General features: G+C 35.7%; 14 protein-coding genes. All 14 read right to left on the reverse strand.

Going from position 1 to position 14,021, the window contains the following annotated elements:
- Positions 1 to 28 precede the first annotated feature (28 nt).
- The 14 genes from BD847_RS16115 to BD847_RS16180 all read right to left on the reverse strand — a co-directional run bounded on the left by BD847_RS16115 (position 29) and on the right by BD847_RS16180 (position 14,000).
- Complete coding sequence (locus BD847_RS16115; RefSeq protein ID WP_115889287.1) at positions 29 to 1,390, reverse strand: sigma-54-dependent transcriptional regulator; 1,362 nt, start codon at positions 1,388 to 1,390, stop codon at positions 29 to 31.
- Positions 1,387 to 3,678, reverse strand: a complete 2,292-nt coding sequence (locus tag BD847_RS16120; protein WP_115889288.1) for a histidine kinase dimerization/phosphoacceptor domain -containing protein — start codon at positions 3,676 to 3,678, stop codon at positions 1,387 to 1,389. Before BD847_RS16120 ends, BD847_RS16115 begins: the two co-directional genes overlap by 4 nt.
- A gap of 52 nt (positions 3,679 to 3,730) precedes the next feature.
- Positions 3,731 to 4,399 carry a YoaK family protein gene (locus BD847_RS16125; protein WP_115889289.1) on the reverse strand — a complete coding sequence of 223 codons (669 nt, stop codon included), beginning with the start codon at positions 4,397 to 4,399 and terminating at the stop codon, positions 3,731 to 3,733.
- A 6-nt stretch (positions 4,400 to 4,405) separates the two neighbouring features.
- Complete coding sequence (locus BD847_RS16130) at positions 4,406 to 4,879, reverse strand: Dps family protein (RefSeq protein ID WP_115889290.1); 474 nt, start codon at positions 4,877 to 4,879, stop codon at positions 4,406 to 4,408.
- A gap of 2 nt (positions 4,880 to 4,881) precedes the next feature.
- The gene (locus BD847_RS16135) at positions 4,882 to 5,310 is read right to left on the reverse strand and encodes a DoxX family protein (protein WP_115889291.1); all 429 of its coding nucleotides are present in this window, start codon (positions 5,308 to 5,310) and stop codon (positions 4,882 to 4,884) included.
- 11 nt (positions 5,311 to 5,321) lie between these two features.
- Entirely contained in the window at positions 5,322 to 7,208 is a 1,887-nt protein-coding gene (locus BD847_RS16140; protein ID WP_115889292.1) for an amidohydrolase, read from the reverse strand.
- Between the two features lie 7 nt (positions 7,209 to 7,215).
- On the reverse strand, positions 7,216 to 7,932 hold the full coding sequence (locus BD847_RS16145) for a M17 family peptidase N-terminal domain-containing protein (protein ID WP_115889293.1): 717 nt from the start codon (positions 7,930 to 7,932) through the stop codon (positions 7,216 to 7,218).
- Between the two features lie 209 nt (positions 7,933 to 8,141).
- Positions 8,142 to 9,461 carry an alginate export family protein gene (locus BD847_RS16150; protein WP_244201623.1) on the reverse strand — a complete coding sequence of 440 codons (1,320 nt, stop codon included), beginning with the start codon at positions 9,459 to 9,461 and terminating at the stop codon, positions 8,142 to 8,144.
- 114 nt (positions 9,462 to 9,575) lie between these two features.
- Complete coding sequence (locus BD847_RS16155; protein WP_115889295.1) at positions 9,576 to 10,208, reverse strand: hydrolase; 633 nt, start codon at positions 10,206 to 10,208, stop codon at positions 9,576 to 9,578.
- Positions 10,209 to 10,346: 138 nt separating this feature from the next.
- Positions 10,347 to 10,664 carry a phosphoribosylpyrophosphate synthetase gene (locus tag BD847_RS16160; RefSeq protein WP_115889296.1) on the reverse strand — a complete coding sequence of 106 codons (318 nt, stop codon included), beginning with the start codon at positions 10,662 to 10,664 and terminating at the stop codon, positions 10,347 to 10,349.
- 58 nt (positions 10,665 to 10,722) lie between these two features.
- Complete coding sequence (locus BD847_RS16165) at positions 10,723 to 11,538, reverse strand: alpha/beta fold hydrolase (protein ID WP_115889297.1); 816 nt, start codon at positions 11,536 to 11,538, stop codon at positions 10,723 to 10,725.
- Positions 11,539 to 11,869: 331 nt separating this feature from the next.
- Entirely contained in the window at positions 11,870 to 12,640 is a 771-nt protein-coding gene (locus tag BD847_RS16170; protein ID WP_115889298.1) for an alpha/beta hydrolase, read from the reverse strand.
- Positions 12,641 to 12,642: 2 nt separating this feature from the next.
- Entirely contained in the window at positions 12,643 to 13,182 is a 540-nt protein-coding gene (locus BD847_RS16175) for a hydrolase (protein WP_115889299.1), read from the reverse strand.
- A gap of 191 nt (positions 13,183 to 13,373) precedes the next feature.
- The gene (locus BD847_RS16180) at positions 13,374 to 14,000 is read right to left on the reverse strand and encodes an isochorismatase family cysteine hydrolase (protein ID WP_115889300.1); all 627 of its coding nucleotides are present in this window, start codon (positions 13,998 to 14,000) and stop codon (positions 13,374 to 13,376) included.
- Between the last annotated feature and the right edge of the window lie 21 nt (positions 14,001 to 14,021).

Consider the following 14,021-nt stretch of genomic DNA (forward strand, 5'->3'; position numbering starts at 1 on the left):
ACTAATAGTCAAGTCTACTTAATGTAGATTAATTATAATCCTGTTTTATACCTAATTTTTTCATTTTTGAATACAAAGTCTGCGGCTGCATTTTTAGCATTTCTGCTGCACCACCGGGACCTGAAACTTTTCCGTTGCAGCGTTGGAGTGCATTCATAATATGATCTTTTTCCATTTCTTCCATCGACTTCATTTCTCCAGTGGGAACAACTTCAAAAGGAACAGAAGTATCCGAAGCAAGATCAAATTTTTCTATTTCGGTTGATTTGGCAAGTAGCACATTTCTTTCAATTAAATGTTCAAGTTCGCGAATATTTCCCGGCCAATCGTAATTTTTTAACTGCTCTAAAGCGCTTGGACTTATATTGCTAACATTTCTTCGTGAACTTGCAGCATATTTTTTCAGAAAATGATTGGCCAATGCTTCAATATCTTCTTTTCGTTCTTTTAAAGTTGGTAATTGAATCGGAAATACATTTAAACGATAATACAAATCGAGTCTAAAACGTCCTTCTGCAACTTCTTTTTCTAGAGATCTATTTGTTGCGGCTACAATACGAACATTGATTTTGATGGTTTTATTGCCACCAAGTCTCTGAATTTCTTTCTCTTGCAAAACGCGTAATAATTTTACCTGAGAATCTAAAGGTAATTCACCAATTTCATCCAGAAAAATAGTTCCATTGTTTGCCTGTTCAAATTTCCCGATTCGTAAAGAATTAGCTCCCGTAAAAGCGCCTTTTTCATGTCCAAAAAGTTCTGATTCGATTAAAGATTGCGGTAATGCTGCACAATTCACAATCACAATCGGATTTGATTTATGTTGTGACAAATCGTGTATGGCATGCGCAACTCTTTCTTTTCCGGTTCCGCTTTCGCCTAAAATTAGAACAGAAGTTTCAGCCGGAGCAACGATTTTTATTTTTTCAATAACTTCATTCAAAAGTGGGCTATTGCCAACAATTCCTTCAATTTCGTGAATTTCATTATCAATTTTTGTTTGTTCTAAACTTCCCTTTTCTTCATTAAATCTATATTTAGCAATGTCGAGCATCACGATAAGATCTCTTTCTCTAAAAGGTTTCACCATAAATCCGTACGGTTGTGTTGCTTTTACAGCTTCGAGCGTACTTTGGTTGGTGTTTGCAGAAATATACAAAAAGGGCAAATTCATTTCGCGCAATTCCCATGCGAGGTCAATTCCGGTAAGATCGCCTTTTAGCATAATATCCAGTAAAACCCAATCAGGCTTTTTTTCTTCAATTAATTTTCTGGCCTGAACCACAGAAGAAGCAATACCAACAATTTGGTAGCCTGCTTTTTGCAACATGATTTTTAAATCGTTTGCTACAATAAATTCATCTTCAACGATTAAAATTTTCTCCTTCATTGTATCATTGATGAAATTTCAGAATCTTCAACAACAGTTTCAAATTCAGTATTTCGGTTAAATGTAATTTTGATTTTCAGTCCGTTGTCATTTTTCATTTCAAAAACGCCATCAATTTGATCGCTTAAACCGGTCATTAAATTCATACCAAGAGAATCTCTTTCGGCATGGTTAAAATTTTCAGGCAAACCAACTCCATTATCGGCAATAATCAATTGACAATTGTTTTTTTCGATATTTTTAAAAGAAATTAAAATTTCTCCTTTTCTGTCGTTAGGGAATGCATATTTAATCGCATTACTAATCGCTTCATTTATAATTAATCCCATTGGAACTGCCTGTGCAACATCAAGACAAATGCTTTCAATTTCTAAAACAAAATTGATTTTGCCTTTTGTGTCGTAACATTCTTTCATGTAATTGATTAGTTCATAAATATACCATGACATATCGATATTCGAAAGATTATCAGACTGATACAGTTTTTGATGAATCAAAGACATTGCATACATTCTATGCTGACTGTTTTGGATGGCCAATAATGCATCTTCATTATCCAAATAAGCCGATTGTGTATTTAATAAACTAATAACGATTTGAAGATTATTTTTTACGCGATGATGAATTTCTTTTAAAAGCCATTCTTTTTCAATCAACATTTTTTTATTCAGCTCGTTTTGTTCATTAATCTGCTGACGTTTTATTTCGAGTTCTTCGTTCTTTTTCTTTTTAATTCTAAAACTATTGTATAAAAGTCCCAGAATAAGAATTAAAACCAAAACACTTCCAATAAAGACATATTTTACAACATTATCTTTCTGAATTTGTATTTGTTGTACTTTGGCTTGTTGCGTTAGTAATTCAATATTTCGGTCTTTTTTATCCGTGTCAAATTCAATTTGAAGATTGTTAATTTGTCTGTTCGTTTCTCCTTTATAAATAGTATCTAAGATGTTTTTATAGAGTTGATAATGTTTTATGGCATCGAGATATTTTCCCCTTGAAGAATCTGCTTTAAACCAGATAAGATAATTGTCAGACAACATTATTGTGTTTTTCGACGCTGTCGCGAGCGAATCTAAGCGATGAAGTATCGGATATAAATCGGTATAGTTTTTTAACTGATAATGATACCGGGCAAAACTTCTCAGAATTGGCATTCCGTTTTCGGCACTTTTCTCGGCATATTTACCATAATAGGCGACCAATTTATTATAGTATACCGTGGCTTTTTCATTATCATTTAGCACTCTGTAAATACCAAGAAAAAGGTAATTTTCTTTTATTTGTCTCTGCTCATCATTAGAAGGATAACTTGCCTGCATTTCTTTTAAAAGTTTGAGTGCATCGTTTCCTTTTTTTTGCAAAATAAATGTAGAACAAAGATTATCGCCAATCACTCTGACATAATCTGCACTTTTATGCTTTTTTGCTATTTCCAGACCTTTATAAAAATATTCAGCTGCATTATTTTTTTTCTGAAGATTAAGATACGCCATTCCAACATGATTGTAAATTGCACTAAGCTGTAGTGAACTATCACGTACAGCTAAGGCAGTTTTTTCAGCTAAAAGGGCATATTTCAAAGCCTCTGCAAAGTTCCCTGTATGGGTATAACCGTCAGAAAGCAGATTATAGACACCTTGTAAATGAGGAAATTTTATCGATTGATATAAGAGAAGCGATTCTTTTAAAAGCACCATACCTTTTTCCTCATTTTCATTCATAAGGTATAATTCACCGGTTTCTTTTAAAACACCTGCCTGTTTAGCTTTTGCGCCTAATTTTATAAATAGCGGAATCGCCATTTCCTTGTATTTAATTCTCTCATCCAGAGATTCTCCATACATAGAAAGTTCTAAGTAAGCGTTCGCTTGAAGTTCCGTTAAATTGTTTTTTTTAGAATAAACGAGGGCTTCTTTTGCCTTTTTTAAACCATTTTTAGGATCTCCTTTTTCTCTATTAATCTGAGCGTTAAGCAGAATTGATTTTCCAATTCCGGTTTTATAATGTAAACTAGTACCCAATTGTCTTGCCTGCCCGTTTATAACATCCGCCTCATCCAAATCGGCTTTATATTCGTGATCTTTGTTGAGATAATAGGCACTTAAAAGCAATAGCAAATCGACCTTTTGTGAAGTGTCTCCAGCTTTAGCAATTTTGCTTTTTAATACATTTGGATCTTCTTTGGATTGCGCCGGAACGCTATAATTTACTAGTATAAAAAAGGTTACTGTAAATAAGGCGCGTACGTGGTTTTTGACAGAAATAATAGGGATGAAATTCATTTTTTAAAGATACTATATTATCAGAAATCTGCAATCCAAAATCCGTGTTTGTCTAGCTTTTTCGATGGTATAAATAGCAAATTATCATCGCTATTCCCGGCAGAATTAAAGTTCCTAATCCGAAAAACTTTCCTGCTACTGCTCCCAGAAAACAACCCACAAGAAACCCAATTATAGTAACTAATTGTTTCTTAAAACTTAAAAGAACTTCTACGTCTTTAAGTCCGTTTTTTAATAAGTTTCCTAAATCAAGAGAAGCTTGTGTTACATTTCCTGTCATCATGGTTGTTGGTCCATGTGTTTCTTTGGCGTAAAGCTTTCCAAAAGCATTCTGAAGTCCCATTGCAAATACGGTTGTCATGGCTACGGCATACATCGTCCATTCCGAAAAAATCTCCAAATAACCGAAAGCATAAGAAGCAATTCCGCTTAAAAACAATATTATACCTTCCCAAAATAGAATCGTATAACGATTAGTTGCTTTTAATGCAATTCTTCCTCCAGTAATTACAGCGATTATAAAAATGGGAAAAGTGAGCAGTTTTATCCACGCATGTATGTCTGAACCTTTGATGATTTGATAAGCAAAGACAATAAAGTTGCCCGTAACATGTGCTGAAAAAATCGAATCGGCAGCGACAAATGTTACGGTATCGCAATACCCTGCTATTATGGTGAGCAGCAGGGTTACGTACCAAATGTTTTTTTGTTGTATTTCCATATTTTTTTATTTCAAATGAGCGCGAAGCATCCAGGCCATTTTTTCATGAGTTTCTACTAATCCTGTGATAAAATCACTTGTTCCCGCGTCTTGTAGTTCGTTTGCGATAAGATTGATGTTTTCACGTAGATAAATAATAATACTTTCGTGATCTAAAAGTAATTCTTTAATGAAACCATTGGCGTCATTTTTCTCTTGTAATTCTTCTGTAAGATGCGTCAAAGCCAAAAAGTCTTTTAATGTTGCAGGAGTATAATGCCCTAAAGATCGGATTCTTTCTGCAACAGTATCAACGATTTCATCAATAGCATCGTATTGTTGTTCGAAGAAAAGGTGTTTGTTATAGAAATCCGGACCTTCAACATTCCAGTGTGCTCTTTTGGTTTTGGTATAAAGTACAAATTCGTCTGCAAGAACTTTAATTAGGATCTCTACAACTTTTGAGATGTTTTCTTGTTTAATTCCGATGTTTGTTTTCATTTTTAAAGAAGGTTTAATAAATAATAATCAAGCGAATATGTTCCGGCACCGAGTGCGAGAAGTAATAATAATGATAGTGTGTACATGTAAGGAACGTCACGTACTTCGAGCGAATCGTTTCTGTGAACCACAAAATAACCTACGGCTGTGACACCAATTGTTGGAAGAACGGCAAGGCGAGTTCCGAGTCCTAAAATGATAAAAAACGGAATGACAGTATCTGAAAATGTAGCGACCAGTCCGTTTAATTTTTCAGGTAAATGAAGCGGATTTGGAACGTGTTCTTTTTGTCCGTTTTCAACTCTGAATTTCTTCATTCCGTGTACTCTAAATAACTCAACTGCAAGTAAAACTCTAAATACTAAAAGCGCTGCATTGTTGAAGGAATTTCCTAAATCGGAATACAGGATTTGTTTTATAATTTCAGCCATTTCTTTAAAATTTAAAAGGCAAAACAAGAGCAACCCAAAGCGCCCCAGAATGCGTTATAATTATTGACAGGAACATTGCTCATTCGGGCAACATCGTGATTGTGTAAATGAACATCGCAACTTCCGCTGCAACTGTGAATCTGCGAAGTCAGTTTTGGTTTCGCATCTGCTTTCGCATTTTTTTCAATCGCACTCTGCAAACTGCTTCTCACCGGATATCCGTTGTAAATATTCGTTGGCGACCAATCTGGTAAAATCGGAATATGTGGCGGAGAAAAAGACGAAAAATCGCCATTTGCATAAACAATTTTTCCATCAACAATGGTTAAATCCGATTCGATTTTTTTAATGTCTTCATCATCAATGCTGAAATAATCTCGGTCTAGAACTACTAAATCGGCAAACATTCCCACTTTAATATCACCTTTTTTAGTTTGTTCCTGCGAAAACCAGGCGCTTCCTCGAGTGTATAATTCTAAAGCAGTTTGTCGGTTCAGTCTGGTTTCATTGTACAATTGTAAACCACCAACTGTTTTCCCAACCGTCATCCAATACATTGAAACCCAAGGATTGTAACTGCTTACACGAGTAGCGTCTGAACCCGCACCAACAGGAACTTCCATTTCTAACATTTTTTTGATTGGCGGTGTATTTTCAGCAGCTTTTGCTCCGTATCGGTCGGTGAAATATTCTCCCTGATAGGCCATTCTGCTTTGTACGGCGATTCCGCCGCCCAGAGCTTTCACACGTTCGATATTTCTTTCGTCAATCGTTTCGGCGTGGTCAAATATCCACGGAAGCCCATTAAAAGGAACATCCTGATTGATCTTTTCAAAAACATTCAAAAATCGGGTAATACTTTCGTTGTAAGTCGCATGAAGTCTAAACGGCCAACGGTTTTCTACCAAAAGACGAACTACTTTTTCCAGTTCTGCTTCCATGTTTTCTGGAAGATCTGGTCTTGGCTGTAGGAAATCTTCAAAATCGGCAGCAGAGAAAACCAGCATTTCACCAGCTCCGTTATGACGGTACATGTCATTTCCCTGATATAATTTTACAGTATCTATCCAATCTGAGAAATCTTCAAATTCGTGTTTTGGTTTTTGAGTGAAAAGGTTATAAGCGATTCTTACCGTTAATTGTTTCTTTTCGTTTAGTTCATTAACCACTTTGTAATCGTCAGGAAAGTTCTGAAATCCGCCGCCGGCATCAATCACACTTGTGATTCCGAAACGGTTCAGTTCTTTCATAAAATGACGCGTCGAATTGATTTGATGTTCATAAGAAAGCGTTGGACCTTTTGCCAAAGTCGAATATAAAATCATCGCATTTGGAGTCGCAATAATAAGTCCAGTTGGTTCACCGTTTGAATCGCGTTCAATTTGACCACCCGGAGGAGCAGGCGTATTTTTGTTGTAACCAACAGCTCTTAGTGCCGCTCTGTTCATAATTGCCCTATCGTACAAATGCAAAATAAAAACAGGAGTGTCGGGTGCAATCGCATTGATTTCTTCTAAAGTTGGCATTCTGCGTTCAGCAAACTGAAATTCAGACCAGCCGCCAACAACACGAACCCATTGCGGATTTGGCGTACGATCAACCTGTTCTTTCAACATTCGGAGTGCGTCTGCCAAAGAAGGAACACCATCCCAACGCAATTCCAAATTATAATTTAAACCACCACGAATCAGGTGAATGTGAGAATCGTTGATTCCGGGAACGACTCTTTTGTTCTGAAGGTCAATTATTTTAGTTTCTTCAGAAGAAAAACTCATAATATCGTTGTCATTTCCAACCGCAATAAATTTTCCGTCTTTAATGGCAACAGCCGTAACATTTGGCGTTTCAGCGTTGAAACTATGAATTTTTCCGTTGAATAAAATTAGATCTGCTTTCATAATTCGGTTATTTAGAGTTCAATTTTGCGATGGCGTCTTTAATTCCTTCTCCAGCAACATTATAAAATGCTGGTCCGGCAAGAAGCGTAACTTTCGTTAAAGGCTTATAATCGGCTAGCTTTTTTTCCTTTAAATAGATTTGCGTTCTATAGGCTTCAAAAGAACCTAAAACAACATTAGTAGCAACCAAAGCCGTTGGAGAATCGATTCCCGCATCTTTAATATCACTTGCAAAAGAATAGTTAGAAACGCCTAAACGTAATGCTTCGCGCATTGCGGTACTTCCAACAGAAATCATTAATTCGGTTGTGAATGTATTGCGATCTCCCAATCCGATTAATAATAATTGTTTGGATGCTAAAGTTCCTTTTGGAGGTGTAATTAATAAGGTTTCAAGTGAATGACCAGTAAACTTTCCGCTTTTGCGTAATTCGGTTATGATGCCTTTTAGTGCGTCGTCTAAATGTACCATTCCGTTTAAGTTGGCAGGAAGGGCAGGAGGGTTGAAGATGTCGCCTTCCGTATATTCGAAAACACAGGCAACCTGAAGATCAGCTTCTGCAGCAGATGGTCCTTGAACCAATCCGTTTACGGCAACTCCGTCTACTTTTCCCCAAGTTGCTGTCGAACCAATTGAAGCGGTTTGTGCAAAGGAATTTAATGTTATGAGTATGATAATCAGATAGGAATATCTGTTTAAGAGAAAAATTGTTGTGTTTTTCATGTTTATAAGTTTAACGTTAATGGTAATTGCGGAAAATATTTAAACACATAGAAACATAGATTTTCTTTACTTTGAAGTAAAAAAAGTTTATAAGAAAGAAACTAGTTTCTAACACATAGACTATGTGCATTAATGTTAGTGAAACGCCTTTTTACACGCCCCAAAAGCTATGTTTCTATGTGTTTAATAATTATGCTCAATATTTAGTTTTAAAATTTGAATGTTAATCGGGCATTAAAAAAAACACCGTCTTTTGAATTCGGAATAATATCATTGATAAAAGCACCCGTTTTGAAGTACTGAATACCGCTGACAACCGAAATATATTTGTTTATACCGTATGTAAAATTGGCTAGATAAGCTGTTCCAATATATTTTTCGTCAGAATCGCTTCCGCGGAGGTTTAATATACCGCTGGGTCTGTAAACACCGTCCTGAGTTGAATATCTCCAGTTCAAAACCACATCGACCTGCATCTTTAATTGTGGCAATAAATCCATAGTTGCATAAGGATGAATGTCGATAAGGTTTACCGGACCAACCTGCGGACTGAAACCAAAATATCCTCCTTTAGGATACAGCGGATTAAAGGTTTGCAGATCTCCATTTCCTTGGTTTCTGTCTCCAGAGATATAATCATTTCGAAGATTTATCGTTGGTTTGAATTTTATATTTTCGAACATATACCCAATATCGATGGAACCTGTCCAGGCATTAATTTTTCCTGAACCAAAAGTTCCGAATTGATAGGCTGCTTCCAGATTATAAATAAAACCACCTCCGTATTTCCATAATCGGCTTCCAATGGTATGTCTTCTCTCGTGGGCGATTCCTTCTTCAAAAAGAGATAAATCTCTTCGGAAACCCAGATAATAAAGGTCAATATTTCCTGCTTTCGGAATTATTATTTTAGAATAAGCTCCCCAAAGATTCAGCTGTTTAGACATTTTATTGTCAAAAACACCAGTGTAAATCGTATCTGCCATCATCGCAAAGGCATCAACAGCTAGTCTTGCAGAAGAATACATTAGTTTTCCTCCTGTAAAATACAATCTCGCATTTGGACCTTCTCGTACTGAAATCAGTCTTCCGGAACCATAATCCAATTCTTGTCTTCCGGCACGAATGGTTACTTTTTTATCATTTTGTTTCCAGACATCCACATCCAAAAACAAATTCTGAACATTCAGCTGATCTTCGTCAATGCCACGGGCTCCATTTGTACGGCCGTCTTCTAAGGCACTTCGTAATTGTGCAAAAAGTCTAACGCTTTTTCCTAAATGAATATCGGCATGAAGATCATAGCGCTGCAACAGGAAATTATTATGACCAATATTAAATCTTCCCCAGTCTTCATTGTTGAAATCAACATATTCATATCGTGCTTCGCCTCCCAAAGACAGATAAAAATTCTTTTCTTTATTTAAAGGAACAAATTTTAAATTCTGATAAAAGTTTCGGGAAGAATCTTTTAGGAATTCGTAATTTTCGTCATAACGCAAAAGTTTGAAATTTTGGGCCAATGCCATATTTCCTGTTAAGAGAATAAGAACAAGTAACTTGACGTTTTTTGATATGGATTTTGATGATTCCAACATAATGAAGAATAAGGGGTTTGGAAATAAATGAATGAATTTGTGGAATTAGTGTTTCAGCATGTTGTGCGCATAGTGAATACCCAAACCATAAGAACCTCCATATTTTTTCATCAAAGTCGTTACCGGACCATACGTTTCTTCGCGTGCCCAGTCTCTTTGAAGTTCTAATAAATATTGGATGGATGTTATAGGCTGTACGCCAACCTGAATCATTCGCTGAACTGCACGTTCGTGTGCTTCGTCGCTTACATCTCCACAAGCATCTGTAATTACGTAAACTTCATAACCTTCTTCGATTGCAGATAATGCCGGTCCAACGATGCAAACGCCTGTCCATAATCCGGCAAGAACTAATTTTTTCTTGTTTTTTGCTACGATAGCTTTATACGCATTTTCGTCTTCCCAGGTATTCATTGTCGTTCTGTCAATATATCCTGAAGTTGCAATTGGGTAAAATTCTTCAAGCTCAGGAAAAACAGGTCCTGAAAAGCTTTCTTCGGCAACTGTTGTTACAATGGTATCAACATTGAAAATTTTTGATGCACCGGCTACGATAGCCACATTTGTACGTAATTCGTGCACAGGAAGATTGCTTGTCGCAAAAGCCATTTGGCCTTCAAAATCGATTAATACTAAAGCATGATTAGTTGGTGATAATAAGTTAACTGATGGTTTCATAGGTATTTATTTTTAAGATTTATAATTAGTTAAGCCAATAAAATGCCACTACCTTATTTATTTGATAAATAGGTTTTTAGAAATAAAAGCATGATTTGAATCTTACGATATATCGTAAAATTATGAAGCGACTATAATTTAATGGGTTGAAAGTTTTTTGATCATTTCCGTAGAAATGGAATCGGCGTAGATGCCAAAAGCGCTGGTGAGAACACCTTTTATTTTATAGATTTCAGATATTATTCCGTAAACAATATCTTCATCTCCGGGATCTGTATCGCCTTCAAAACGAAATAAATATTCGATTTTGAATTCTTCCGGCGACATGCTTTGTTTGTTGTTATTGTAACGAATACAATTTGAATCCAGATTAAAGTTTTCTGTAAAACCTTGTGTATTCAGCCATTGCAAAGCTTCAGTAACGGTGTCGAAAGAGGGTTGTTGAAAAAAACTCATAATTTGAAAAGATTAAACTGTCTGTAAAAACGTCTCTTTGCAGACAGTTTTGATTGATTTATTTTATAAAAGCCAAAATATCATTGTTGATCGTTTCTGCCTCTGTAGTAGGCATTCCGTGAGGAAATCCAGGATAAGAAATTAATTTTCCGTTTTTCAGTAATGCTGCTGATTTAGGCGCTTGATGATAAGGAACGATTTGGTCGTCTTCTCCGTGCAATACAAGAACCGGAATATCTAAACTTTTAAGATCTTCTCTAAAATCGGTTTCAGAGAACGCTTTGATTCCATCGTGATGTGCCAAAACAGAACCCATCATTCCTTGACGCCACCAATTTTGCTTAATTCCTTCCTGAACGGTTTGTCCTTCGCGGTTCCATCCATAAAAAGGAATTGGAAAATCATAAAAATATTGTGATCTGGTGAAAGCTGTTCCTTTTCTGATTTCGTCAAAAACGGACAAAGGCACTCCTTCAGGATTTGATTCGCTTTGAACCATAATTGGAGGTACAGCGCTAATGATTACAGCTTTTGAGATACGTCCTTTTCCGTATTTTGCAGCATAACGAATTACTTCACCACCACCCGTTGAGTGACCAACATGAATAGCATCTTTTAGATCTAAAGCCTCAACCAATTGCGCAATGTCAGATGCGTAAGTTTCCATGTTGTTGCCTTCAGAAGTTTGGCTGGATCTACCGTGTCCGCGACGATCATGCGCAATAACTCTGTAACCTTTCTGAAGAAAAAACATCATTTGTGCATCCCAATCATCACTAGATAATGGCCAGCCGTGATGAAAAACAATTGGTTGTCCCGTTCCCCAGTCTTTATAAAAAATTTCTGCTCCGTCTTTTACTGTAAATGTGCTCATGATTTTTGATTTTAAGATTAATAGTGTTTTATATTTTAACTTAAATTGATATTATGATTTAAAATTTAAACTTTTTGAATGTTTTATATTTTACTTTGTTATTAGTATGATACAAATGTATTAGAGAATGAAATCTGTATCGATTAATCTAGATTAAGAAGTAAAAAACAGACTTAACATTTTAAATTCATATTTTGATGCCAAACAATAGCCAATTAACGTGCCTTTAGATTTAAACCCTTTATTTTAAAGGGAATCCATGATTTGAGGTATTTTTTGTTTTACGATATTTCGTAATTTTATGAAGTCGAATTATTGATAATGATACTTTTTATAAATCTTCGTACCATTTTAGAATATAATCGGCTACACTTTCCCAGCCAGGTTCGCCACAAATAAAATGACTTTTGCCACTGAATATCTTGATGTCTACACGACCGGCATTATCTCTATATTTTCGGGCAATGGTTTGGGTGAGGGAAGGAGGAAAGATGTGATCGCTGCCACCGCCAACAAAAAGAATGGGTTCATGCGGCTTTTTGAAATTGATATTAGAAAAAGAATTTAGCACCAATTCGCGGCTGACTTTGTAACTTTCAGGAACTGCAAATTTTTCAAAAGCTTTTTGTCTTTCAGCCTCAGGCAAAGTATTAAAAAAGGCGTAATCGTACCAATCGCGGCTTCCCATAAAATATTTATTAGAAGAAAAGAATCCGAAAGCCGGAATAACCGTTTTTAAGGTTTGAAAAGGTGGAAAAACATTTTTTGGAGGAGCACCATCAATACTTACAGCGGCTGATACTTTGCCCAATTCTGCTAACTTCAAAGCCGCCATACCAGCCATAGAATGTCCAATAACTAATGGTTTTTCTGGCAATGAATCTATCAATTGGCTGATATTGTTAACAACATCAATAAATCCAGTTTTTGTTAGTTGCGGATGCACTTTTGCTCGTAGTTCAGTGGGATTTCCGTCGTGTCCGGGATTTGCGGGTGTATAAACCGTATAACCCTTATTTTCATAGTACTTTTTCCATTCTGCCCAGGTTTTGTCGTTTACAAAATTTCCGTGAATAAGTACAATAGTTTTTGATTTTGACATGATTATTTGATTAAAGTTAAAATTTCTTTGAAAATTTCTCGTTTGGAGTCTTTTACAAGTTCATAAAGACACATTTCGACATTGGTTAATCCGGCTCCTTTATTTTGTAGCTTTTCTAAAGCCAGTTCAACGCTGTCTTTGGATCTTGAAGAAACACAATCTGCAACAACTTCGATTTCGAAATTATGAGACAATAAACCTAGAACCGTTTGGTACACACAAATATGAGCTTCAATACCACAGATTAGCCATTGTTTTCTGTTGCTTTCTAAAATGGCTTTTTTAAAAGCTTCATTTTCGAAAGCATTGAAAGTATATTTTTCCACCGGCTTTTGTGGACTTAACAATTTTCCGATTTCAGGTATCGTCGAACCTAAACCTTTTGGATTTTGTTCTGCATAAATTATCGGAATTGACAGCATTTGACAGCCACGAATAAGTTTCTCAAGATTTGAAACTAATTTTTCGCTTTCGTTTACAATTCGCGCCAGTTTGCCCTGAACGTCTATTATAATTAATCCTGTGGTTTCTTGTGTAAGCATAAGTTTTGGCTGTTTATTACTAAATTCTTAAACAATCTATTTGCTTCTTATCATCAGATTCCTGTGAAGGATGCTTTTTTTTCTTTTATAAAAAATGAAAGCATTTCTCTTAGTTTGTGTATTTAATTGGTTGAAAATTAAATAGTTATTAAAGTTAAGAAATCTTCTATAGTGTTTTCAAAATGAACAGATTATATTTTTTCATCTTTTAAATTAGAGATAAAATCATCGGTTGTTAAGAGACTGTGGCCGTAATTTGGAAAATTAGTTTCTACAGTCGCTTTGATTTCATCCCAATTGAAAGCTCCAATTCCGTCTTTTATTAAAGTCACATGATAACCTAGTTCGACTCCATATCTTGCTGTAGAATCAATACAGGTATTGGCGCGCATTCCGGCCAGAACGATATGTGTTATGCCATGTTCTTTCAGCAGAAAGTCAAGATCAGTATTCGCAAATCCGCTGGCTGTCCAATGATTTTGTGCTATTAAATCTCCTTCCTCTGGTTGAAGATCGGGATGGAATTCGCCGCCCCAACTGTCTTTTTCGAAAAGAGATAATTTCAAGCTTCCCAAATGCGATGGCGATAAAAATTTCCAGTTCAGATAATCTCCTTTTTGCGTCTTTCTGTGTGGCGCATAAATAATCTGGATATTGTTTTTACGGCATTCAGCGACCAGCTTTATTAAATTGGGAACAACATTATTTTCTATAACAGTTTGTTTTACTGTTTCCCAGAGTTTTCCTCCTTCTGAAAGAAAATCATTAAAAGGATCAATTAAAATTAAAGCTGTTTTACTAGTTAAATCAGTTTCCATAAGATTTCAGATTTTAGCATT

The organism is Flavobacterium cutihirudinis, from assembly GCF_003385895.1.
Lineage (GTDB): Bacteria > Bacteroidota > Bacteroidia > Flavobacteriales > Flavobacteriaceae > Flavobacterium > Flavobacterium cutihirudinis.

Bases quoted from the DNA above. Each gene is read 5' to 3' on its own strand.
- BD847_RS16150 (WP_244201623.1), bottom strand. From the start codon at position 9,461: ATGGCATTGGCCCAAAATTTCAAACTTTTGCGTTATGACGAAAATTAC.
- BD847_RS16180 (WP_115889300.1), bottom strand. From the start codon at position 14,000: ATGGAAACTGATTTAACTAGTAAAACAGCTTTAATTTTAATTGATCCT.
- BD847_RS16155 (WP_115889295.1), bottom strand. From the start codon at position 10,208: ATGAAACCATCAGTTAACTTATTATCACCAACTAATCATGCTTTAGTA.
- BD847_RS16170 (WP_115889298.1), bottom strand. From the start codon at position 12,640: ATGTCAAAATCAAAAACTATTGTACTTATTCACGGAAATTTTGTAAAC.
- BD847_RS16160 (WP_115889296.1), bottom strand. From the start codon at position 10,664: ATGAGTTTTTTTCAACAACCCTCTTTCGACACCGTTACTGAAGCTTTG.
- BD847_RS16115 (WP_115889287.1), bottom strand. From the start codon at position 1,390: ATGAAGGAGAAAATTTTAATCGTTGAAGATGAATTTATTGTAGCAAAC.
- BD847_RS16135 (WP_115889291.1), bottom strand. From the start codon at position 5,310: ATGGCTGAAATTATAAAACAAATCCTGTATTCCGATTTAGGAAATTCC.
- BD847_RS16130 (WP_115889290.1), bottom strand. From the start codon at position 4,879: ATGAAAACAAACATCGGAATTAAACAAGAAAACATCTCAAAAGTTGTA.
- BD847_RS16165 (WP_115889297.1), bottom strand. From the start codon at position 11,538: ATGAGCACATTTACAGTAAAAGACGGAGCAGAAATTTTTTATAAAGAC.
- BD847_RS16120 (WP_115889288.1), bottom strand. From the start codon at position 3,678: ATGAATTTCATCCCTATTATTTCTGTCAAAAACCACGTACGCGCCTTA.
- BD847_RS16175 (WP_115889299.1), bottom strand. From the start codon at position 13,182: ATGCTTACACAAGAAACCACAGGATTAATTATAATAGACGTTCAGGGC.
- BD847_RS16140 (WP_115889292.1), bottom strand. From the start codon at position 7,208: ATGAAAGCAGATCTAATTTTATTCAACGGAAAAATTCATAGTTTCAAC.
- BD847_RS16145 (WP_115889293.1), bottom strand. From the start codon at position 7,932: ATGAAAAACACAACAATTTTTCTCTTAAACAGATATTCCTATCTGATT.
- BD847_RS16125 (WP_115889289.1), bottom strand. From the start codon at position 4,399: ATGGAAATACAACAAAAAAACATTTGGTACGTAACCCTGCTGCTCACC.